Below are 20,774 nucleotides of genomic sequence, written 5' to 3'. Positions count from 1 at the left end.
AAGCCTAGCCTCGAAGGCGCTTGCACCACCGCGAACGCTGCCGGACCGGACAACCTTCGGAAGGGCCGCGACGCCGATCGGAGGTCAGCATGAAGGTGGAAACGATCTTGCGTGCCAAAGGCCGTCAGGTCACCACGATCCAGCCATGGTCGACGGTCCAACAGGCCGTCAGCCAGTTGCTCGGTCCACCCAAGATCGGCGCGCTGGTGGTGACCGGGGTGCCGAAGGGTTTCACCGGGATGGTCACCGAACGGGACATCATCCACGGCATGAAGATGCACGGCGCCGAGCTGCTCGCCAAGCCGGTCTCCACGATCATGACGCACCGGGTGCCGACCTGCGTCCCGACCGACTCGCTCGCCGACGTGATGATGTCGATGACCCGCTCGCGCTACCGGCACCTGCCGGTGCTCGACCAGGGTGAGCTGGTGGGCCTGGTCAGCATCGGCGACGTGGTGCGTGCCCGGGTCGACGAGATGGAACTCGAGACCGGCGTACTGCGCGACCTCTACATGGCCCGCCACTAGCCACCCAGCCACTAGCCACCCAGCCACTAGTCACCCAGCCACTAGTCACCTAGCCACTAATGCCCCGCGACCGGCCCCGGCCCCGAGCCGGGGCCGTTTCTTGTGCCGGCACCCGATCAGCAGTAGCGAAGAGAGACCCAGGTCATCACCCGATGGGGTTGCTCCGGGTCACCCGCCCTGGTTACCGTTCAGCGGTGACAGTTGGAAAATCCAACCGTGAGTTTCCGTTCGCGGTCGTCTTCGTCACCGTGACCGCCGCCGTGTTCATGTCCAACCTGGACCTCTGGGTGGCGAACGTGGCACTGGACAGCATCGGCGAGGAATTCGCCGGCAGCGCACTGTCCGGGCTGTCGTGGGTCCTCAACGCGTACGCGATCGTGCTGGCCGCGCTGCTCGTGGTGGCCGGGCGCACCGGCGACCGGCATGGGCACCGCCCGGTGTTCCTGGGTGGCGTCGCCCTGTTCACCCTGGGCTCGGCGCTCTGCGCGGCCGCGCCCAACCTGCCGGTGCTGATCGCCGCCAGAGCGCTGCAGGCCGCCGGTGCCGCGGCCCAGCTGCCGGCTTCGCTCGCCCTGCTGCTGACCGCGGCGCCGGCACACCGCCGGACCGAGGCCGCACGCAACTGGTCCGCGGTCGGCGGCCTGGCCGCCGCGATGGGCCCGGTGCTCGGCGGCGTGCTGGTACAGGTGGACTGGCGCTGGGTGTTCCTGATCAACATCCCGATCGGCATCGTCACTCTGGTCGTCGGCGCGCGGGTCCTGCCCCGCCCGGCGGCCGTCACTACCGAACGGCGTCCCGACCTGATCGGCGCGGCGCTGCTGACGGTGTCCATCGCCGCGCTCACCGGCTCACTGGTGCAGGCGCCGCAGTGGGGCTGGGCCAATGCGCGCACCCTGGGCCTGCTGATCCTCGCCGCCGCCGCCGCCGCGGTGTTCGTCCGGCGCTGCGCGACCCACCCGGCGCCGCTGCTGGAGCTGCCGCTGCTGCGGATCCGGCGGTTCGCGGTGGCCAACGTGGCGACCTTCGCGTTCAGCATCAGCTTCTCGATCATGCTGGTGTCCAACGCGCTGTGGTGCCAGAACGTGTGGCACTTCTCCGCGCTGCAGACCGGGTTGGCCATGACGCCGGGGCCGGCCCTGGTACCGCTGGTCACCATCGGCTCGGCGCGCGCGGTGCGCCGGTTCGGCGGTGGCCCGGTGGCCGCGGTGGGCGCGCTGCTCTTCATGACGGCCATGCTCTGGCGGGTCGCCTTCGCCGAACCGCGGCCGGACTACGTACGCGATCTGCTGCCCAGCATGGTGCTCTCCGGCATCGGGGTGGGGCTGGCCCTGTCCACGTTGATCGGGGCGGGTGCCACCGCGCTGCCGGCGCACCGGGTCGCCACCGGGTCCGCGGTGGTGAACGCCGGCCGCCAGGTGGCCGCCAACTTCGGGGTCGCGACGCTGGTCACCCTGCTGGGTACCAGCACCGATCCGGCGGTGCTGCGCGAGTCGTTCATCCGGGGTTGGTGGGTGGGCGCCGCGCTCGCCCTGTTCGCCGCGGCGCTGAGTCTGACGCTGCCCCGCGCGAACGACGCACTCGGCGCCGACGGTGCTCAACCAGCTCCCGGTTCACGGTCGGCCGGTGCTCGGGTGCCGATCGGCTCGGCCAACCCGGCCGAGCTCGGGTAGGACTCGGCACCGTCTGAGCACCTACGCGATAGCCCGGACCGGCTCCTGGTGCTGGCCACCGGCGAGCAGTGTCAAACCCGCCACCGACCGCGACTCCAGCAGCCGCGCGGCCCGCCCGCGCAGGTCGGTGAGCGTGTCCAGGTCCTCGGAGATTGCGGCGAGCTCGGCGGGGCCGCGGGCGGCGGTCTCAGCGGCGCCCTGGATGGCGTCCAGCTCCTCGGCCACGGCGGCGAACCGCGCGACGACCGAGGCGGCCGTGGCCCGGCGCAGCTCCTGATGGAGCCCGCCGACGGCGTTGTGCGCCTGCCTGCCGAGGGCCACCCCGAACTCTCCGACGATGCTCCGGACGACACCCAGCGCGTCGGCGCGGCGGCGGGCGAGCCGACGCTTGCGCTCACCGCTCACCGCAACCCCCGTGACGGTCAGGGCTCCCACCCCGCCGACCGCGATCAGCAACCAGACCGGCAGGGTGACACCGAGGAGATACACCGCGACCAGCGCGGCCGCGAGCACCGCGAACCCGGGGATCAACACGCTGAGCAACCCGGCCGGACCCGGCGCCGCGGTGGCGGCCGGCGGCCGGTACGGCAACGCGTCGACCAGCAGATCCGGTGCGACCACCCGAGGGGCCGGGACCCGGTGCACGGCGGGCAGTCCGAGCTGGCCGGCGACCTGACCGGCCACCCCGCTGACGTCCGCGTGCAGCAACCGGTAGGTCGCGTCGGCCTCCCGCACGAGCTGGTGGCGCAGCCAGCCGTTGAGCTGTGCGCGGCCGTTGCCCGGGTCCCCCCGGTTGATGGTCAGTTCGGCCTCGGCGAGTACCGCGGCGAGCCGGGCCCGCAGGTGGAACTCGAGGTTGGCACCGCCCGAGGCGGCGCTCCTGTCGAGCAGCGGCTGCCAGTTGCCCGCGGTGGCGGCGAGCTGTTCGGACCGGGCCTTGGTGCTGGCGAGCTCGGCCCGCAGCCGGGGGGCGTGCGCGGGGTCGGCCAACATGGCGCGCCGGGAACCGAGGTCGGCCTCCAGCGAGTCCAGCGCGCGCAGCGCCTCGCGGGCCGCGATCTCGACGGCCTTGGCTTCGCCGTCCCGATCGGCCAGTGCGTCGAGCTCTTCCTGTACGGCGAGCAGCCGACGGACCAGGTCCGGCCGGTCGTTGGCGCGTGCGCCGGCCAGAGTGTGCTCGAGCAGCTCGTATGCCGGGCTCAGCTCGTCGTCGCGAGACCTGACGATCATCGCCGTCCCCTCCCCCTCGGTGTCCTACACCCGGACACCCATGCCGTTCCGTTAGGAGTAAGGATGCGGCCGAATGGGGGCCCGAGACGATGGAGCCAGCCCGACAATGAGCGGCGCCGACCCCACCGCTCAGGTAGGGCTAGCCCTCTCGGGGGTTCCTGCCCGGAGCGGCGGCCGGATCCACGTATTGCGGCGCTCCGTCCTCGATCTCCAGCAGGTTACCGACCGGGCCTAACATGTGCGCGGCCGGATCGGTGAGGCCGGCGGAACGCACCCCGGGAGGTCGGCATGGAGCCGGACGACATGCGACACCTGCGCCGGTGCGTCGAGCTGGCCGCCGAAGCGCTGGCCGAAGGTGACGAACCGTTCGGCTCGGTACTCGTCGACGCCGACGGCACCGTCCTCGCCGAGGACCGCAACCGGGTGGTGACCGCCGGCGACGAGACGCGGCACCCGGAGTTCGATCTGGTTCGGTGGGCCGCGGCGAACCTGACGGCGCGGCAGCGGGCGGCGGCGACCGTGTTCACCTCGGGCGAGCACTGCCCGATGTGCTCGGCCGCGCACGGCTGGGTCGGGCTGGGCCGGATCGTCTACGTCTGCTCCGCCGCACAGTTGACCGGCTGGCTCACCGAGTGGGGGGTACCAGCGTCGCCGGTGCGGCCGCTGGCGATCCGGGAGGTCTCACCCGACCTCGTGGTCGAGGGCCCCGTCCCCGAGCTCGCCGACGAGATGCGCGCACTGCACCGGCGCCGCTTCCGGCGGTCAGAGCAGGCCGCGGGCTCGTAGGTTGCTGACCAGCGCCCAGATACCGAGCTCCCAGCGGGGGGCGGTCTCGGCGTGCTCGACGGTGTTCACCAGCGCGCCCAGTCTCGGGCTGGCGATCCGCACCACGTCACCGACGGCGTGGGTGAACCCGCCGCCCTCGACCGACCGGTCCTGCGTCGGGGTGAACACCGTGCCGGTGAACAGCACGAAGCCGTCCGGGTACTGGTGGTGGTCCCCGCAGGCGTGCCGGATCAGCTCGACCGGGTCGCGGCTGATCTCCTTCATCGAGCTGGCCCCGGTCAGCACGAAGCCGTCCGCACCGGTCACGGTCAGCGTGATGTCCATGCCGCGCACGTCGTCCAGGTCGAAGGACTCGTCGAACAGCCGGACGAACGGGCCGACCGCGCACGAGGCGTTGTTGTCCTTCGCCATCGCGAGCAACAGCGCGCTGCGCCCCTCGAAGTCCCGCAGGTTGACGTCGTTGCCCAGCGTCGCGCCGACCGCGGTGCCGTCCGAGCGCACCACCAGCACCGCCTCGGGCTCCGGGTTGTTCCACACCGACCGGGACAGCACGCCGATCGACTGTCCGCACCCGACCGAGGACAGCACCGGCGCCTTGGTGAAGATCTCCGGGTCCGCCCCGATACCGACCTCCAGGTACTGCGACCAGCGCCCCTCGCCGACCAGCAACGTCTTCAACCGGCCGGCCTCGGCGGAACCCGGCTCGATCGTCGAGAGGTCGATGGTCGCGCCGAGCCGGTCCCGGATCGCCGCCGCCTGGGTCGCGTCGCCCCGGGCCCACTCCTCGACCACCCGCTCCAGCAGACTCCTGGCGAAGGTGACTCCGGCGGCCTTGATCACCTGGAGGTCGATCGGCGCAAGCAGCGCCGGTCCGGACCCGTCGAGCAGCCCGGCCACCGGCCACCGGCGCCGGGCGGCGCTGTCCCGCCTCGCGGTAGCGATCACCTCGGGCAGGTCGTCCCGCTCGAGCAGGGCGGACACGACAGGCGCGAGATCGGTGATGTCGACGGCGTCGGCCCCCTCGACCAGCACGACACACGGGCCCACCCCGGGGTCGAGAACCCGGCCGATGAGGGTCGCCCGGTCGGCGTCGGTCGGCAGTATCTCCCGAGCACTGGGCATCTCGTCAACGTAACATCAGCACTGGGTGCCAGCGAGCTCGCGACCTGCGCCGATCGGCGTCCATACCGCTCCTGACCTGCAGATACAGCCCGTGAACCGCACCGAGGAGCAGCAATGACCAGCGACGCCGAGCCGGACCGCTACGCCGAGATCGCCGCCGCGCCCGCCGCGTTCAGCCTGACCGGCCGGCACGTCGTGGTGACCGGCGCCGGCCGGGGGCTCGGCCAGGGCATCGCGGTCTCCGCCGGGCTGGCCGGCGCCTCGGTCACCGCGGTGGCCCGCTCCGCCGACCAGCTCGACGAGACGGTACGGCTGATCAAGGACCGGGGCGGTGACTGCGTCGCCCAGGTCGCCGACCTCACCGACCTCGACGCCATCCCGGCGCTCGCGGCCGCCCTCGACCGGCACCAGCCCGTGGACGGCATCGTGCACGCCGCCGGGGTGCAGATCCGCAAGGCGGCGGTCGAGTACTCGGTCGCCGAGTGGCGCCAGGTGCAGACGGTGAACGTGGAGGCACCGTTCTTCCTCAGCACCGCGCTCGCCCGCGCCCAGCAGGCCGCCGGCCGGCCCGGTTCACACGTCTTCGTCGGCTCGCTGGCCAGTACCATCGGGCTGCCCAGGGGGGCGGCGTACGCGGCGTCGAAGACCGCCCTGCTCGGGGTGGCCCGCACCCTGTCCACCGAGCTCGCCGCACTGGGCATCCGGGCGAACGTGCTCGGCCCCGGCTACTTCCCCACCCAACTCACCGCGGACCTGCTGAGCGACCCGGCGCACCGCACGCGCATCCTCGGCCGCATCCCGATGGGCCGCCTCGGCACGCCGGCCGACCTGGCCGGAGTGGCGGTGTTTCTGCTCTCCGACGCGGCGCGCTACGTCACCGGTCAGCTGATCAACGTCGACGGCGGCTGGCTGGGCTCGTGAGGGTCGCACCCTGGCGTCGCGCTCGGCGTAGATGGACCGCTGGAACTCGCCGAACAACTGCTCGCCGGCCGCCGGGCGCCACTCGGTCGGCTGCAGGAACACCAGCCCGGCCACCTCGGAGCTGGGGTCGATCCAGCAGAACGTGTGCGAGTTGCCGGCGCTGCTCAGGCTGCCCGCACGCGGCCCGTCCGGCACCGCCTCGGCGTTCAGCATGAACCCGAGGCTCCACTGGGCCCCGATGTTCGGGTACAGCCGCATCTCCGGGTAGACGTTGATGTCACCGGCCGTCCGGACCCCGGCCAGGTCCACCACCTTCGGCACCCTCAGCGAGGCGGTCTGGTTGCTGCGCAGCAGCTCGGACGCCGCCGGGGACAGCAGCGACTCGTCCCGCCACAGCAAAGCCTCGACGAACTCGAGTAGTCCCTCGGTGTGGAGTAGAAGCTCGGGTAGCCGAGGACAACCGCTCGTCCGCTCGATGACCATCGCGATCAGGTTGGTGTCGGCGCAGTGCAGCCATCGGGTGCCCGGGGCGGCCAGCAACGTCACCGAACCGGGCCGGTACGGCGGCGACCACAGGTCCTCGAGGACGAGCGCGCCGTGCCACCACGAACCCACGGTGAAGCCGGCACGACAACCGATGGACCCTGCGTTTACGTTCCCGCCTCGGGCGGTCAGACCATGGTCAGGCCGCCCCGAGCGGCCCGGCAATGGTGAGGTTCACCGCCGGAAGGGGCGCGGCGCGCCGGGTCGGGCCGACACACTCGCGACCAGAGCGCCGTTGGCCCGCCAGTCGTGGGCGAACATCCCGAACGGGCGGCCGTCCACCAGCGGCGCGGCCGGGATACGGATCTGGTCCAGGTAACACATCAGCGGTTGCCAGAACTCGGGGTCGGAGACGCCGAGGTAGGACCAGGCCAGCCGCCGGTCGCTGGGCCAGGCCGGGACGGCGGTCATCGGCTCGGGGTCGGTGACCGGCGCCGAGGGCAGCAGTCGGGCGTCCGGGCGGACGACCTGGCGGGCCACCGCGATGTGATCGCCCTCCCCGGGCGCCGCGGCCGCCAGGCTCTGCTCCCAGGCCGCCGCGACCAGCGGGTCGGCGGCGATCTCGTCCGCGCGTGGCCGATCGAGCACCAGCCGCGTCGCGAACCCGATCAGCTGCCCGAGCCCGCGGTGGCGGAAGACCACAAAGGCGCTGGGTTGCCGATCGAGCCAGAAGCTGACCGTGCGGGCCGTCTCGACACCTTCGACCTCTGCGGCCATGGCCAGGATGTCCGCGCGGTCGCCGGGGCGCAGCGGCCGCTCGTCGACCAGGCTGTCGAGACGGGCCAGGATCGCCATGGGCACCGCGATGTTGTGCCGGCGCAGCGACCGGGCGATCCAGATGGCGTCGATGCCGGTGATCTTGCGCGCGATCAGCTCACCGAGTACGTAGTTGCGAACCCGGCGGTGGATCTCCTCGTAGCCGGCCGCGTCCCGCCAGCGCAGGTCCATCTCCAGCGCGTCCCGGACCACGTCGTGCGGGTAGATCCCGTCACTGCCGGTCTCGATGAACGACAGGCCACGCAGCCAGCTGAACAGCGCCCTGGCGTCCGGGTCCGTCGTGCCGCCGGGCAGCACGGCGCGGAGCAGGTCCTCGGTGGTGCTGTAGGCGTGCGCGCACACCTGCAGCGCGAGGCGGTGCTTCGGCGAAGGCACGGTGCCGACCAGTTCGGCCAGCATCGTCTCGATCACGTCGCGGGTCGGCGCCAGCACGGTGGGCGTCGTCGCTCCGGCCTGGGCGGCCACCTCGGCGGCCAGCGTCAGCGCCAACGGGTGCCCACCTGCGAACTGCAGCAGCGATTCGTGCAGCTCCGGTGCCACCCCCCGGACCAGCAGCAGGGCCGCCGCGTCGGACGGTGCGAGGTCGCGCAGCTGCTCCACCCGCAGCGCACCGGCCCAGGACGGGTCAGTCCGCCAGCTCGGACTGGGTGGGTTGCGGCCGGCGATGACCACCAGCACGTCCTCCGACAGCTGGGGCAGGAAGTCCTCCCGCAGCCAGCTCTCCAGCGCCCGGCAGTGCTCGAAGTTGTCGATCAGCAGCACCAGGTCGGAGGTCACCACCGTCGCACCGGCCGCCGCGGTGAACGCCGCCGTCGACGACGCCACCAGGCGCCCGTCCACCCGCACGACGGTCCGCCCGGCCGTCACCGCGTCGTCGGCGAGCCGCCGCAGCAGGGTCGACTTGCCCACCCCGCCGGGCCCGTGCAGGAACAGCGCCACGAACGCGCTCGGCCAGCCGGCCAGCGCCGACCCGAAGAGCGCCCGCTCGGCGGCCCGGCCCACGAAGCCACGTTCGCGCACCGCTTGCAGGCGGTCGGCCAGCACACCCCGCCCGGCACCCGGCGCAGAGTTCGGTCCGGAGTTCACCGGCGGGGGGCCGGCCGGCGCGGTGCTCGGCGGCGCGGTGCTCGGCGGCGCGGTGCTCGGTGGCGCGGTGCTCGGTGGCGCGGTGCTCGGCAGCGCGGTGCTCGGCGGCGCGGTCGGTGAAAGGTTCGATGCAGTGCCCGGCGCGCGCTCAGGGCGGGAGCTCGGCCAGGCTGCCACCGCGGGGGTGGGCGGGTAGTCCGGCTCGCCGGCGCGCCGGCGGGCCAGTCCGGTGCCGCCCAGCCCGGTGCCCGCCGGCTCCGTGCTCACCGGCTCCGTGCTTACCGGCCCAGTGCTTACCAGCTCCGTACTCACCGGCGCCGTGCTCGCCGGCGCCGTGCTCACCAGCGCCGTGGTCGCCGGCGCCGTACTCGCCGACGCCGTACTCGCCAGCCCGGTGCCCACCTGACCGGCACCCTCCCGCACAGCCGCCCGCTGACCGCTCGGCGGGCTGGTGGGCGCCCGTCCGGCGGCCGGCAGGTCCAGCACCGGGTCGGCGCGCAGCATCCGCTCGTGCAGCGCGCGCAGGTCCGGCCCCGGCTCGATACCCAGTTCGCGGTCCAGCAGGCTGCGCACACCGCGGTAGACCTCGAGTGCCTCGGCCTGGCGGGCGCACCGGTACAACGCAAGCATCTGCAGCTCGCGCAGCCGCTCCTGCAGCGGGTAGCCGATGACCAGGCTGGCCAGCTCGGCGAGGACCTCGCCGTGCCGCCCCAGGTCGAGGTCCAGTGCGAGCCGCTCCTCCAGGGCGACCAGGCGCAGTTGGTCCAGCCGGGTCCGCTCGTGTGCCACGAACCTGCCCCGGGCCCCGGCCAGCGCCGGCCCCCGCCACAGGGCGAGCGCCTCGCGCAGCAGTCCCGCAGCCGGCGCGGTGTCTCCCTCGGCCCGCGACGACCGGGCCCGCGCGACGCGATCCTCGAAGACCGCCAGATCCAGTGCCTCCGGCGCCACCGGCAGCGCGTAGCCGCCGCGGCCGGACTCGATCAGCGACCCACCCTCGGGCCCGGGTAGCGCGCGGCGCAACCTGGAGAGATACGTGCGCACCGTCTCCCGCGCCGAGGTGGGCGCCAGCTCGCCCCAGAGCTGGTCGACCAACGTCTCCACCGCGACAGGCCGGCCGCCCCCGAGCAACAACAGCCCGAGCACCCCACACTGCTGTGGGGACCCCAGGTCGAGCTCACGCCCCTCGCGCCACGCCCGCACCGGGCCGAGCACACTGAATCGCACCTCTGCAGCGACCACGACCATTCCCCCTCGGATAGGTGTGGATCCTGTCAGGACAAGTTTTCCACGGACTCCCCGAGAATGCTTGTGCGCCTTCTCTCAAGCCGCGGCCGCGACAATGCGGGAAATCGCATGTGTCCGACCCATCGATCATGGCGAGGTCTTACGTCAACACGCCGGCGGTCGCTTCACGGGCACGTCAGGGGGTGCGCGACGGTGACATGCCGTCCCGACCTGGGCAAACGTTAACAATCCTAACCGTTGCGGTTGGGGCCCCACGTCATCGCATAGCGCAACGGCCGGCATCTTCTGACAGAACAATAGAAACCTCACCGTTACCGTGCGACCGTCAATGACGACCGCCGCCGGCCACTGTCCACATAACGATGGACCCAGGTCCATATTCATCAATGCCCGCGATCCGATTCAGGAACCGGGGCAGCCCGACGCGGGCAGGTTCACCTCGGCCCAGGTGGTCAGCTCGCGCAACGCCGGGAGCAGCGCCTGCCCGGCCGGGGTCAGTCGGTAGTCGACGGTGACCGGCGGGCCCTCGTCCACCGAGCGCCGCACCAGGCCTGCCCTGCCGAGCTCAGCGAGCCGATCAGAGAGCACCGAGTCGCTGATTCCGGCCACGGCGCGGCGCAGCTCGGAGAAGCCCAGCGGCCCCTCGAGCAGGGTGCCCAGCAGGACGCCGTTCCATCGCTTGCCCAGGAAGCCGAACGCACGCGACAACGCCGCGTCACAAACCCTCGGCTCGTGCGCCTCGTCACGTTCCCGCGCCATGACACCATCATAGCGTCGTGCTAGTTTTCCCTATGTCGCTCTTTTTTTAGAAGTAACAAGGGAGAACAGAGTTTCATGACTGACCTGGCCGAGAACCTGGTCGTACCGACCCTGACCCAGCTGGACACTGCCGCCCGGGCCGCGTTGTTCACCGAGGCCCGCACCGCGAACAGCTTCGACCCGAGCCCGGTGGCCGACGCCGAGCTGGCGTCCATCTGGGAACTGGCCAAGTGGGCCCCGACCGCGGCGAACACCCAGCCGCTGCGGGTCCTCTACGTCCGCACCGAGCAGGGCCGGGAGCGGCTTGTCGAGCACATGGCCGAGGGCAACAAGGCCAAGACCCTCGCCGCGCCGGCCGTGGCGGTGCTCGCCGTGGACACCCGCTTCCACGAGCACATCCCCACGGTGTTCCCGATCAAGCCCGAGCTCGCCCAGTACTTCGAGGCCGACGAGACAGCGCGCAACGAGACCGGCCAGTTCAGCGCAACCCTGCAAGCCGGCTATTTCATCCTCTCGGTGCGGGCGCACGGCCTGGCCGCCGGCCCGATGGCCGGCTTCGACGCGGCCGGCATCGACGCCGAGTTCTTCCCGGACGGTCGCTGGCACACGCTCCTCGTCGTCAACATCGGCCGGCCCGGCCAGAACCCGTGGTTCGAGCGGCTCCCCCGGTTGGACCACTCCGAGGTCGTCCAGTGGGCCTGACCGGCGGCGGTCACCAGCGCCTGCCCACCCGGGACTGACCCCAGGAGCAGGCCATCGGCCCCCACGGGCGGCGCGACACTTGGCCGACCTCCCATCGCGCCGCCCGCCCCCACCCGCCACAGGGGGCAAGGGGCGCAGCCCCAAAGCCCGGCAGAGAACCGAAGGTTCCGGCCAGCTTCTGGTCACCTAGCGCCTGGCGCAGGTGCTCCATGTCCGTGACCACGTCCCGGGTTCCGGCGTTGGCCAGCAGGTCCTTGCCGGAGCCCCGCTCGCACTTGGCCGCCGCCGTGTTGGCGACCTACCTGATCCACCCAACCGTCGCCTAGCTGACCTTGGGCCAGCACGCGGTGGGCCGGAGCTGGAGCTGTGCCACTCGAGGGCTCGTCCACCGAGTTCAACCACAGCCGGGTCGACGACGCGTTCGGAGCCCGCCACGGTTGAACTCGCCGAACCAGGGGTGACCACCGCACGGGCAAGGGGCGAAGCCGCAAGGCCCCCAGCCGGTGAACCAAGGGTGACCACCGCACGGGGGCAAGGGGCGAAGCCCCAAAGCCCGCCGGCAGGGAACCAAAGGTGACCACCGCACGGGGGTCCGGGGGCGAAGCCCCAAAGCCCGCCGGCAGGGAACCAAAGGTGACCACCGCACCGGGCAAAGGACGAAGCCCCAAAGCCCCCAGCCGGCGAACCAAGGGTGACCACCGCACGGGGGCAAGGGGCGAAGCCCCAAAGCCCGCCGGCAGGGAACCAAAGGTGACCACCGCACGGGGTCCGGGGGCGAAGCCCCTCGGGGCGGGGTGTGGGGGCTCCGCCCCCACGAGGCAGACGAGGAAACCCCCGGTTCGCGCACTCCGCGAACATGGATAGCCAATTTGACGAGTGGAGCTGAGGGGAATCGAACCCCTGACCTACTCGATGCGAACGAGTCGCGCTACCAACTGCGCCACAGCCCCAGGTGCGTCGTGCCGGCCGGACCGGGACGCGTTGAGCAGCCTATCAGCGGTCATTGACCGCTCGCGCGACGGTATCCCCTCAGCAGTTGCGAGTCGAGCTCGTGCAGCTCGGGGTCCTCGTCGTCCAGCTCGAGCACCACGGTGCCGCGCGGGCGCTCGGGCGGGGCGGTCGGGCGCAGCCGGGGCAGCGCGGGCACCTGGTCGGTGAAGTCGTCCTGCCCGAGCGCGCCGGCCACCTCCCGGTCGGCGGTCTCGTCGTAGTCGTCGTAGTCGGTCTCGTCGTAGTCGGCGTCGTCGTAGTCGGCGTCCGAGTCATAGTCGCCGTCCGAGTCCGAATCCGAGTCGTAGTCGACGTTCGCGTACCGCGCATCGGCCTCCCCCCGGCGGCGGGAGGCGGCCCGGGCGGCAACCTCTTCGCCCACGGTGGGGCGGCGGCGGGAGCGGCCGCGCCGGGAGGGTCGGTCGGTGCCCCGCCGGCGTTCGGGCCGGACCTCGTCCCACTCCGGTTCGTCGCCGAGCGGGTCCTCCAGCAGCGGGCTGCCCAGTGCCGAGCCGGCCGTGCCCGAGTAGCGGCTGCCGGCCATCCGGGCAGCTCGCCGGGTCCGGATGGACTGCTCCAGCCGCACCTGGCGACGTAGGTAGGCCAGGTATCCGATCAGGCACAGGTCCACGGCGGCGTGCACGTACCAGCCATTGGCCAGCGCCAACCCGCCGGCGGCCAACCCGGTGGCCACCGCGAGCAGGGCCAGCCCGAGCACCAGACGCTGCCGGAAGACGTACCGGGCCGCGGCGGCCGCCTCGGCTGCCTCGGCGTCGTAGCCGCCCCGGCCGGGCCGGTAACGAGGCGCCGGCGAGTGGTAGTCCGAATCGGGCGCCGCCGTGCCGTACGAATCCGTGCCGTACGAATCCGTGCCGTAGGAATCCTCGTCGTAGTAGTCCCGGTCGGCGTCGTTCGGGACAGGGTCGTTCGCGGCGGCGTCCATTGCGGTCACCTCCGAATCGCGGCGCCGGGGTCGTTGCAGGACCCGGCCGGACAACGCCGCATCACTCGGGCGCGGCGTCGGCTGTCGACGTCGCGCGGCCATCGGCACCAGCACGGCCAACCAGGTTGCGACCAGCCCAGCGAAGAGCAGTGAGCTGGGCACGCGCGCCTCCCCCGGTCGTACAGGCGTAGCTCACGGTAACCAGCGAAGTGGTCGCGATCATGGCGGCGCGCCGAGACCGGTAGCGTTATGACACCTTCACCGACCCGTGCCCCGGAGCTACGGGCGCGCGGCCTGACCCTTCCTGACCAGGCGCTCGACGAGGCCGACTTCGAGGTCCTCGAGGGTCAGCGCGTAGCAGAGGTGGTCCCGCCAGGCTCCGTCCACGTTGAGATACCGCCGGAACAGGCCTTCCTCCCGAAAGCCCAGCTTCTCCAGCACCCGACGGCTGGCGGTGTTCTCCGGGCGCACCGTGGCCTCGATCCGGTGCAGCCCGACATGACCGAAGCAGTGGTCGAGCACCAGCGCGCAGGCCGCCGTGGTCACCCCGCCGAGCACCGCGTGGCTACCCACCCAGTAACCGATGTAGGCCGACCACAGAGGGTCACGAACCACGTTGCCCACCATGACCTGGCCGGCGAACTCGCCGTCCACCGTGATCGCGAACGGCAACCCCAACCCGCGCCGGCCGATCGAGCGCAGCGCGCTCCACCGCGCCGGCCACTCGGCCGGCGTGTTGCGCTGTGTCCACAGGCCGGGCATGTCCGGCTCCCAGGGCGCCAGGTGCCGCTCGTCGCGGGACCGGATCGCCGCCCAGGCCCCGCCGTCGCGCAGCCGCACCGGGCGCACCCCGACCAGGCCGCCGGGCACCCGGAGCTGGCCCAGCGTGGCGGGCCATCCCGGGTGGCGGCCGAGGCGCCCGGATTCGGCGGAGTGGGCCACTGAGCTCAACTGCGCGGTGCCAGGAACGCCACCGTGACGTGTTCACCCACGGTGACCTCGGTGACGTGCTCAGCCAGCTCGATCAAACAGTTCGCCTCCGCCAGCGCGGTCAGCAGCTGGGTGCCGGACGCGCCGAGCGGCTGCACCAGGTACTCGCCGGTGGCCTCCTCGCGCAGCAGCCGGGCCCGGAGGTAGCCGCGCCGCCCGGGGATCGAGGTCACCGGGGACAGCAGCCGCGCGTTGATCCGCCGCCGCCTCGGGTCGTTGCGGCCCAACGTGGTGCGGATCAGCGGGCGCACCAGTACCTCGAACAGCACCAGCGCGCTGACCGGGTTGGCCGGCAGCAGGAAGGTGGGCACCTTGTGCCGGCCCAGCCGGCCGAAACCCTGCACCGAACCGGGGTGCATCGCGACCCGGCCGCCGTCCACGTCACCGAGCTCGCTGAGCGCGTCCAGGATCTGCTGGCCGGCCGAGCCGCCGATCCCGCCGGAGATCACCAGGATCTCGCTGTTGGACAGGTGGTCCTCGACGGCCGAGCACAGCCGCTCCGGGTCCCGGGGCACCAGGCCGACCCGGACGGCGTCGGCGCCGGAGTCCCTGGCGGCGGCGGCCAGCGCGTAGGAGTTCACGTCGTACACCTCACCGGCGCCCGGGTCGCGGGCCACGTCCACCAGCTCGTCGCCGACCGAGAGCACCGCCACCCTCGGCCTGGGGTGCACCAGCACCCGCTCCCGGCCGACGGCGGCGAGCAGCCCGACCTGCGCGGCGGCGATGACCGAGCCACGCCGGACGGCTATGTCGCCGGGCTGCACGTCCTCGCCGATGCGCCGCACGAAGGCCGCCGAGGGGACCGCCCGGTAGATGGACACCAGTGCGGCGTGGCCGTCGGTGTCGGCCGTCGGCACCACCGCGTCGGCCAGCGTGGGCAGCGGCGCACCGGTGACCAGCCGGACGGCCTGGCCGGGCTGCAACCGGTGCGGCTGCCGCGAGCCGGCGGCGATCTCGCCGACCACCGGGAGCTGCACCGCGTTGTCCGGGCCGGCCCCGCTGAGGTCCACACTGCGCACCGCGTAGCCGTCCACCGCGGCCTGGTCGAACCCGGGCAGCGCGCGTTGGGCGACCACTTCCTCGGCGCAGAGCATGCCCTGGGCGTCGGCGATCGCGACTCGGACCGGGGCTGGGCGGACAGCGGTGGCCAGCACCCGAGCGAGCTGCTCGTCGACAGATCTCACGCCCTGGACACCCCTCCCTCGTCGCGCGGCCCAGCGGCCCGCACCCGGCGGCACGGACGTCTTACCCTGCCCAACTGTCGGCATGCGTCGAAGTCACGCTCCGCACACCGGTTGTGGGTAGACCTCACCCACTTCCGCACGGCCCGCGCGGGCCGTCAGAACCCCGCTGACAGCCCGTCCGAGCCGGTTCAGGCGCCTCGGACGCCCGAGCCGGTCCAGGCCAGCCGGTCGGCCAGCCACTCCTTGAAGGCCGGCCCGTAGTCCTCGTCGGCCAGCATGAAGTCGACGTAGGCGCGCGCGTAGCCGCCCGGGTTGCCCAGGTCGTGGCGACCGCCCCGGTGCACCACCACGTGCACCGGATGGCCCTCGGAGATCAGCAGCGCGACCGCGTCGGTCAGCTGCAGCTCGCCGCCGGCACCTGGGGTGATCCGCTTCAGCGCGTCGAAGATCTGCCGGTCCAGCAGGTAGCGCCCGGCGGTGGCGTAGGTGGACGGCGCCTCGTCGGCGGGCGGCTTCTCCACCATGTCGCGAACGATCTTGACGTCCGGGTCGGCCGTGTCCTCCACGTCGAACACGCCGTAGGCGCTGATCTGCTCGCGGGGCACGTCGATCGCGCACAGCACGCTGCCGCCGTAGCGCACCCGCACCTCGGCCATCCGGCTCAACACCCCGGACGGCAGCACCAGGTCATCGGGCAGCAGCACGGCAACCGCGTCCTCATCGGGCCCGAGCGCGTCGGCGGCGCAGCCCACCGCGTGGCCGAGGCCCTTCGGCTCGTGCTGGGTGACGGTGTCGACCTCGAGCAGCTCAGCGGCCCGGCGGACCTTCGCGGCGAGCTCGCCCTTCCCCCGTTTCTCCAGGGTGGCGGCCAGCTCGGGCTGTGGCGCGAAGTGCGCGGCCACGGCGTCCTTGCCCGGTGAGGTGACGATGAGAAGCCTTGCCGCGCCCGCCGCGGCCGCCTCGGCGGCGACCATTTCGATGCCCGGCGTGTCGAGGACCGGGAGCAACTCCTTGGGCACCGTCTTGGTGGTCGGCAGGAACCTCGTCCCCAAGCCAGCGGCCGGGACGATCGCGGTTCGGAAAGGTTGGGATGCCTGCATGGTCGGCGAGCCTATCCGCGCCGGTAGCCTGGGGTCTTGGTGGCCGACCTGACTGACTCGTGCGGTGTGACCGAAACCGTCCCCTACCGAGCCGAGCCATGCCTCGCCGAGGCGGCCGGAGCACTGACGCCCCGAGCCACGGGCCGGAGACCATGACCACACCCGGCGACAGCCCGAACGCCACCCGGACGAGCAAGAAGGTGTGGCGTACCCAACTCCTGGACGAACGGCGCGCGCTGCCCGCGGAGCTGCACGAGTCGGAGGCCGAGTTGCTCGCCGCCGCCGCGGTGGCCGCCGCGGCCGGTGCCACCGACCCGGTGTGCTGTTACGTGCCGATCGCCGGCGAGCCCGGGTCGATCAGGATGCTGGACGCGCTGCGCGAGGCCGGGCACGAGGTGCTGCTACCGGTGGTGCCGATCGACCGGGCCGGGTCCCTCGGTCCCCGGGGCCCGATGAACTGGGCGCCGTACGAAGGGGTGGATTCCCTGCTCAGCGGCCCGTACGGGTTGCGGCAGCCGGCCGGTCCCGGGTGGGGGCCCGCCGCGGTGGCAACCGCCGACCTGGTGCTGGTGCCGGCGCTGGGTGTGGATCGCCGAGGGGTGCGGCTGGGCCGGGGCGCGGGCTGGTACGACCGGACCCTGCCACTTGCCAGGCCGACCACGCCGCTCGTTGCCGTGGTGCGCGATTGCGAGGTGCTCCCGGCACTGCCGATGGAGCGGCACGACATACTCATGACCGGTGTGCTCACGCCACAGCACGGGCTGCGAGCGATACCGCTCAGTCTGGACTAGACTGGCACTCGTTGGGTACGAGTGCCAGCTACAGATGGCACGGTGCGGAGGAATCAAAGGTGCCGACCTACCAGTACGCCTGTACGTCCTGCGGACACCGGTTCGAGGCACAGCAGGCTTTCACGGACGCAACGCTGACCGAGTGCCCCGAGTGCTCCGGCCGGCTGCGGAAGGTGTTCTCCTCTGTCGGGATCGTCTTCAAGGGGAGCGGCTTCTACCGCACCGACAGCCGGTCCGCCCCGGTCGTCGCCGGCAGCTCCTCGGAGGGCAAGTCGGAGTCGAAGTCGGAGTCCAAGTCGTCGGAGTCGTCCGGTTCGGGCGACTCGTCGTCGGGCAAGTCGAGTTCGTCGTCCGGTTCGTCGGGGTCCGGTTCGTCGGGGTCCTCCGGTTCGTCGGGCTCCTCGGGGTCGAGCAGCACGACGGCCGCCAAGGCCTCCTGAGCGCGCGGCCGGCGCCCGCCCGGGTCCGGATCAGCCGGCGCCGAGCCGCTCGAACGCGAGCGCGATCTCGATCAGCCGCGCCTCGCTCCACGGCGTCCCGATGAGCTGCAGGCCGACCGGCAGCCCGTCCGCACCGACCCCACCAGGGACCGAGATCGCCGGCAGCCCGGCCACGCTGACCGGGAAGGTGTAGCGGATGAACGTCGTGAACGTGTCGACGGTCCGGCCGTTGTGCCGCATCTCGACGTGTTCGTCGATCGGCACCGCGGTCGCCGGCGTCGCCGGTGTCAGCAACGCGTCCACCCCGTCCAGCGCGGCCATGAACCCCCGCCTGATCGCCGGCACGGTCTCGGCCAGCGCACGGGCGTACTGGTGACCCAACACCGGAGTCGCCGCCGGCCCGATCTGGCCCTCGATCACCGCCCGGACATCGGGGCCGAACGCGGCCAGTGACCCGGCCAGCCCGCCGGCGATGCCGGCCTCGGTGAGCATGTTCTCCGCGAGCACCACGCCTTCGGGTACGACCGTCAGGAACCCGGTCTCGATCGCCACCTCGACGTCGGCCACAGTGACCGGGACGAGCTCGACGCCGGCCGTGCGCAGTCGTGCGTAGGCCTCGCCGAGGACCCGGTCGACATCCGGGGTGTTGTCCTCGGCGAAGTACCCCTCCGGCACGCCGATGCGCAGGCCCCGAAGGGCCCGGTGGTCGTCCACGGTCGGGGCCGCGAGGGTCCGGCCGGTCGGATCGTGCCGGGCGTACGGGTCCCGGGGATCCGGACCGACCGACAGCACCCGCAGCAGCGCGGCGGCGTCCGCGACGGTGCGGGTGATCGGCCCGATGACGTCGAAGCTCCAGGACAGGCCCAGCATGCCGCCCCGGCCGACCCGCCCGAGTGTGGGTTTCAGGCCGACGACACCACAGAGCGCGGCCGGGATCCGCACCGAGCCGCCGGTGTCCGTCCCGATGGCGGCCGGGCAGAGCCGCGCGGCCACCGCCGCCCCGGAGCCGCCGCTGGAACCGCCGGGGATGCGCGACGGGTCGTAGGGGTTGCGGACCGCCCCGTAGTGCGGGTTGTTCGAGGTGATGCCGAGGCCGATCTCGTGCATGTTGGTCTTGCCCAGCACCAGTGCGCCGGCCCCCTTGAGCAGGTGCACGGCCGTCGCATCGCGCTCGGGAACCCAGTCCCGCAACAGCGCGGTGCCGCCGGTGGTCGGCACCCCGGCGGTCGCCAGCCCGTCCTTGATCCCGAGTGGGATGCCGTGCAGCGGCCCGACGACCGTGCCCTTCGCCTGCAGGTCGTCGAGGTGGGCGGCCTCGGCGAGGACCTGCTCGCCCCGGTGCAGCAGGAATGCGTTCAACGCCGCCGGCCGGTCGAGCTCGTCGATGCGCGCGAGGCACGCGGCCGTGAGCTCGCGGCTGCTCAGCTTCCCGCTGCTGATGGCGGCGGCCAGCGCCACCATCGGCATGGCCAGCAGCTCGGCGTGCGGCTCGCGACCGGCCGGCGGCGGTGGCGGCACGAGCGCGTCGAACGGACCCGGCTCTGGCATCTGCGCACTCCGCTCGTTGCCGGCGCCGGCTCGTTCCGGTGCGACCGCCAGCTTGTCCACAGGGCCCCCGGTTGTCCACAGGCCGGCGCTCGGTCACCGCGCGGGTGCTGTCCGGCTCCTAGCGTGGCTCAGGTGGACGACACCGACAAACGCGCCGAACGAGGCGCCTCGCTCAGGGCGCTGCGCCCCGGCCGGCGTCTCGACCTGGCCGGCGGCTTCGGCTGGCGCCGGATGATGCTCGCCCGCCGGGTCGCGGCCGGGATGCTGGTGGTGACCGCGCTGATCCTGGCGGTGAGCGCCCCCGATGCGGCGACCGGCAGTGCACCGGTCGTGGTGGCGGTGCGCGAGCTCGCCTCGGGCACCACGGTGCGCCCCGGCGACGTCGAGGTCCGGCGGTGGCCGCCCGAGCTGGTGCCGGCCGGTGCGCTGCGCGGGCTCGGCGACGTCGAGGGGCGGGTACTGGCCGGCGCCGCCAGCCTCGGCGAACCGCTCACCTCGGTGCGGCTCGCCGGGCCTGAGCTGGCGGCCCGGGCCACCGGCGGGCGCGACGGGGTCAGCGTGCCCATCCGGCTCGCCGATGCCGACGTGGCCGGCCTGCTGAGCCCGGGTCGGGTGGTGGATGTCGTCACGGTTGGCCAGCGATCCGACCAGCCCACGGTGCTCGCGACCGGTGCGGTGGTCCTCACAGTGCTGCCCGCGGAGGCCAAATCCGCAGGTCGGGGGCGGTTGGTGTTGATCGCGGTACCGAGGGCGGTGGCGAGCAGACTGGCCGCGGCGACATTGGGTCAGGACGTGACGGTTACCCTCCGCTGAAGTTGTCTTCGTCCACACGCTGCTGGTCGCACGGTTTTCGAGGGGGTATATGCCATGCTCAAGGGCTTCAAGGACTTCCTGCTGCGCGGCAATGTCGTCGATCTGTCCGTCGCGGTGGTCATGGGTGCGGCGTTCGGCGGGATCGTCAGCGCGTTCACCGACAAGATCATCAAACCGCTGCTGAACGCGATCACCCCGCCGAGCAGTCCGGGGTTGAGCCTGCAGCTGGTCGCCGGCAAGCCGAGCACGCAGATCGACTTCGCCGCCCTGATCACCACCGCGATCAACTTCGTGATGGTGGCCGTGGTGGTCTACTTCGTCATCGTGCTGCCGATGAAGACCATCCAGCAACGGCGCAGGCGCGGTGAGGAGCCCGGCCCCGCCGAGCCGACCGACATCGAGCTGCTCAAGGAGATCCGCGACCTGCTCAGTGTGCAGGCCGGGTCGAGGTCGTCAGGGTCGCGGGACGGCTCGCTGGACGGGCAGGCTGGGGACAACCTGGCCCGGGACGGTCAGCCCGAACGTCTCCCGTCCCGGGACGGCCAGTCCCGGGACCGCCAGTCCCAGGCCAGTCAGCCTCAGGACGGCCAGCCTCGGGACGGCAAGG

At 72.5% G+C, this 20,774-nt stretch carries 18 protein-coding genes, 1 tRNA gene and 2 pseudogenes; 10 read left to right on the top strand and 11 right to left on the bottom strand.

Features of this window, described 5'->3' with window-relative positions; genetic code table 11:
- Positions 1–89: 89 nt before the first annotated feature.
- Positions 90–527: a CBS domain-containing protein gene (locus ACTXG6_RS12075; protein ID WP_445187866.1), complete on the top strand. Its 438-nt coding sequence runs from the start codon at positions 90–92 to the stop codon at positions 525–527.
- 194 nt (positions 528–721) lie between these two features.
- Complete coding sequence (locus ACTXG6_RS12070; protein ID WP_445187865.1) at positions 722–2,197, top strand: MFS transporter; 1,476 nt, start codon at positions 722–724, stop codon at positions 2,195–2,197.
- A gap of 21 nt (positions 2,198–2,218) precedes the next feature.
- On the opposite strand, the gene ACTXG6_RS12065 is transcribed toward ACTXG6_RS12070, so the two are convergent.
- Complete coding sequence (locus tag ACTXG6_RS12065) at positions 2,219–3,427, bottom strand: hypothetical protein (protein ID WP_445187864.1); 1,209 nt, start codon at positions 3,425–3,427, stop codon at positions 2,219–2,221.
- 288 nt (positions 3,428–3,715) lie between these two features.
- Here ACTXG6_RS12065 and ACTXG6_RS12060 point away from each other — a divergent pair, with 288 nt between their 5' ends.
- Positions 3,716–4,213: a nucleoside deaminase gene (locus tag ACTXG6_RS12060; protein WP_445187863.1), complete on the top strand. Its 498-nt coding sequence runs from the start codon at positions 3,716–3,718 to the stop codon at positions 4,211–4,213.
- Here ACTXG6_RS12060 and ACTXG6_RS12055 read toward each other — a convergent pair.
- Positions 4,190–5,335, bottom strand: coding sequence for a fumarylacetoacetate hydrolase family protein (locus tag ACTXG6_RS12055; protein ID WP_445187862.1), 1,146 nt, complete (start codon positions 5,333–5,335; stop codon positions 4,190–4,192). The genes ACTXG6_RS12060 and ACTXG6_RS12055 overlap by 24 nt on opposite strands.
- A 114-nt stretch (positions 5,336–5,449) precedes the next feature.
- Here ACTXG6_RS12055 and ACTXG6_RS12050 point away from each other — a divergent pair, with 114 nt between their 5' ends.
- Together ACTXG6_RS12050 and ACTXG6_RS12045 are read left to right on the top strand one after the other, a co-directional pair.
- Positions 5,450–6,256: an SDR family NAD(P)-dependent oxidoreductase gene (locus ACTXG6_RS12050; RefSeq protein WP_445187861.1), complete on the top strand. Its 807-nt coding sequence runs from the start codon at positions 5,450–5,452 to the stop codon at positions 6,254–6,256.
- A 31-nt stretch (positions 6,257–6,287) separates the two neighbouring features.
- Positions 6,288–6,524: a hypothetical protein gene (locus ACTXG6_RS12045; RefSeq protein ID WP_445187860.1), complete on the top strand. Its 237-nt coding sequence runs from the start codon at positions 6,288–6,290 to the stop codon at positions 6,522–6,524.
- A gap of 449 nt (positions 6,525–6,973) precedes the next feature.
- On the opposite strand, the gene ACTXG6_RS12040 is transcribed toward ACTXG6_RS12045, so the two are convergent.
- Complete coding sequence (locus ACTXG6_RS12040) at positions 6,974–9,901, bottom strand: BTAD domain-containing putative transcriptional regulator (RefSeq protein ID WP_445187859.1); 2,928 nt, start codon at positions 9,899–9,901, stop codon at positions 6,974–6,976.
- A gap of 408 nt (positions 9,902–10,309) precedes the next feature.
- On the bottom strand, positions 10,310–10,666 hold the full coding sequence (locus ACTXG6_RS12035) for a winged helix-turn-helix transcriptional regulator (RefSeq protein WP_445187858.1): 357 nt from the start codon (positions 10,664–10,666) through the stop codon (positions 10,310–10,312).
- Between the two features lie 75 nt (positions 10,667–10,741).
- Here ACTXG6_RS12035 and ACTXG6_RS12030 point away from each other — a divergent pair, with 75 nt between their 5' ends.
- Positions 10,742–11,368 (top strand): malonic semialdehyde reductase, encoded by a 627-nt coding sequence (locus ACTXG6_RS12030; RefSeq protein WP_445187857.1) that lies wholly within the window; start codon positions 10,742–10,744, stop codon positions 11,366–11,368.
- Between the two features lie 877 nt (positions 11,369–12,245).
- Here the strand turns inward: ACTXG6_RS12030 and ACTXG6_RS12025 are convergent.
- The 5 genes from ACTXG6_RS12025 to ACTXG6_RS12005 form a co-directional block, all read right to left on the bottom strand.
- A tRNA-Ala gene (locus tag ACTXG6_RS12025) sits at positions 12,246–12,318 on the bottom strand.
- A 50-nt stretch (positions 12,319–12,368) separates the two neighbouring features.
- Positions 12,369–13,463, bottom strand: a complete 1,095-nt coding sequence (locus ACTXG6_RS12020; RefSeq protein WP_445187856.1) for a hypothetical protein — start codon at positions 13,461–13,463, stop codon at positions 12,369–12,371.
- 117 nt (positions 13,464–13,580) lie between these two features.
- A complete protein-coding gene (locus ACTXG6_RS12015) occupies positions 13,581–14,252 on the bottom strand; it encodes a GNAT family N-acetyltransferase (protein WP_445187855.1) in 672 nt (223 codons plus the stop codon).
- Entirely contained in the window at positions 14,249–15,475 is a 1,227-nt protein-coding gene (glp, locus tag ACTXG6_RS12010) for a molybdotransferase-like divisome protein Glp (RefSeq protein WP_445187854.1), read from the bottom strand. Before glp ends, ACTXG6_RS12015 begins: the two co-directional genes overlap by 4 nt.
- Before the next feature lie 188 nt (positions 15,476–15,663).
- Positions 15,664–16,575 carry a UTP--glucose-1-phosphate uridylyltransferase gene (locus ACTXG6_RS12005; RefSeq protein WP_445187853.1) on the bottom strand — a complete coding sequence of 304 codons (912 nt, stop codon included), beginning with the start codon at positions 16,573–16,575 and terminating at the stop codon, positions 15,664–15,666.
- Positions 16,576–16,727: 152 nt separating this feature from the next.
- Here ACTXG6_RS12005 and ACTXG6_RS12000 point away from each other — a divergent pair, with 152 nt between their 5' ends.
- Both ACTXG6_RS12000 and ACTXG6_RS11995 read left to right on the top strand, forming a co-directional pair.
- Positions 16,728–17,366, top strand: a complete 639-nt coding sequence (locus ACTXG6_RS12000) for a 5-formyltetrahydrofolate cyclo-ligase (RefSeq protein WP_445187852.1) — start codon at positions 16,728–16,730, stop codon at positions 17,364–17,366.
- A gap of 59 nt (positions 17,367–17,425) precedes the next feature.
- A pseudogene (locus ACTXG6_RS11995) lies at positions 17,426–17,566 on the top strand (FmdB family zinc ribbon protein); the annotation flags it as partial.
- Between the two features lie 14 nt (positions 17,567–17,580).
- Here ACTXG6_RS11995 and ACTXG6_RS11990 read toward each other — a convergent pair.
- Both ACTXG6_RS11990 and ACTXG6_RS11985 read right to left on the bottom strand, forming a co-directional pair.
- Positions 17,581–17,796 (bottom strand): hypothetical protein, encoded by a 216-nt coding sequence (locus ACTXG6_RS11990; RefSeq protein ID WP_445190353.1) that lies wholly within the window; start codon positions 17,794–17,796, stop codon positions 17,581–17,583.
- Positions 17,797–17,836: 40 nt separating this feature from the next.
- The gene (locus tag ACTXG6_RS11985) at positions 17,837–19,354 is read right to left on the bottom strand and encodes an amidase (RefSeq protein ID WP_445187851.1); all 1,518 of its coding nucleotides are present in this window, start codon (positions 19,352–19,354) and stop codon (positions 17,837–17,839) included.
- A gap of 132 nt (positions 19,355–19,486) precedes the next feature.
- On the opposite strand from ACTXG6_RS11985, the gene ACTXG6_RS11980 reads away from it, so the two are divergent.
- Both ACTXG6_RS11980 and mscL read left to right on the top strand, forming a co-directional pair.
- Positions 19,487–20,167, top strand: coding sequence for an SAF domain-containing protein (locus ACTXG6_RS11980; RefSeq protein ID WP_445187850.1), 681 nt, complete (start codon positions 19,487–19,489; stop codon positions 20,165–20,167).
- A gap of 54 nt (positions 20,168–20,221) precedes the next feature.
- Positions 20,222–20,620, top strand: a pseudogene (gene mscL, locus ACTXG6_RS11975) (large conductance mechanosensitive channel protein MscL); the annotation flags it as partial.
- Between the last annotated feature and the right edge of the window lie 154 nt (positions 20,621–20,774).

Source organism: Pseudonocardia sp. Cha107L01, assembly GCF_052566575.1.
This window is presented reverse-complemented; position numbering and strand designations above follow the sequence as displayed.

Excerpts from the sequence above, each read along its gene's own strand:
- ACTXG6_RS12075 (WP_445187866.1), top strand. The coding sequence starts at position 90 with ATGAAGGTGGAAACGATCTTGCGTGCCAAAGGCCGTCAGGTCACCACG.
- ACTXG6_RS12065 (WP_445187864.1), bottom strand. The coding sequence starts at position 3,427 with ATGATCGTCAGGTCTCGCGACGACGAGCTGAGCCCGGCATACGAGCTG.
- ACTXG6_RS12060 (WP_445187863.1), top strand. The coding sequence starts at position 3,716 with ATGGAGCCGGACGACATGCGACACCTGCGCCGGTGCGTCGAGCTGGCC.
- ACTXG6_RS12055 (WP_445187862.1), bottom strand. The coding sequence starts at position 5,335 with ATGCCCAGTGCTCGGGAGATACTGCCGACCGACGCCGACCGGGCGACC.
- ACTXG6_RS12050 (WP_445187861.1), top strand. The coding sequence starts at position 5,450 with ATGACCAGCGACGCCGAGCCGGACCGCTACGCCGAGATCGCCGCCGCG.
- ACTXG6_RS12045 (WP_445187860.1), top strand. The coding sequence starts at position 6,288 with ATGGACCGCTGGAACTCGCCGAACAACTGCTCGCCGGCCGCCGGGCGC.
- ACTXG6_RS12035 (WP_445187858.1), bottom strand. The coding sequence starts at position 10,666 with ATGGCGCGGGAACGTGACGAGGCGCACGAGCCGAGGGTTTGTGACGCG.
- ACTXG6_RS12030 (WP_445187857.1), top strand. The coding sequence starts at position 10,742 with ATGACTGACCTGGCCGAGAACCTGGTCGTACCGACCCTGACCCAGCTG.
- ACTXG6_RS12005 (WP_445187853.1), bottom strand. The coding sequence starts at position 16,575 with ATGCAGGCATCCCAACCTTTCCGAACCGCGATCGTCCCGGCCGCTGGC.
- ACTXG6_RS12000 (WP_445187852.1), top strand. The coding sequence starts at position 16,728 with ATGACCACACCCGGCGACAGCCCGAACGCCACCCGGACGAGCAAGAAG.
- ACTXG6_RS11985 (WP_445187851.1), bottom strand. The coding sequence starts at position 19,354 with ATGCCAGAGCCGGGTCCGTTCGACGCGCTCGTGCCGCCACCGCCGCCG.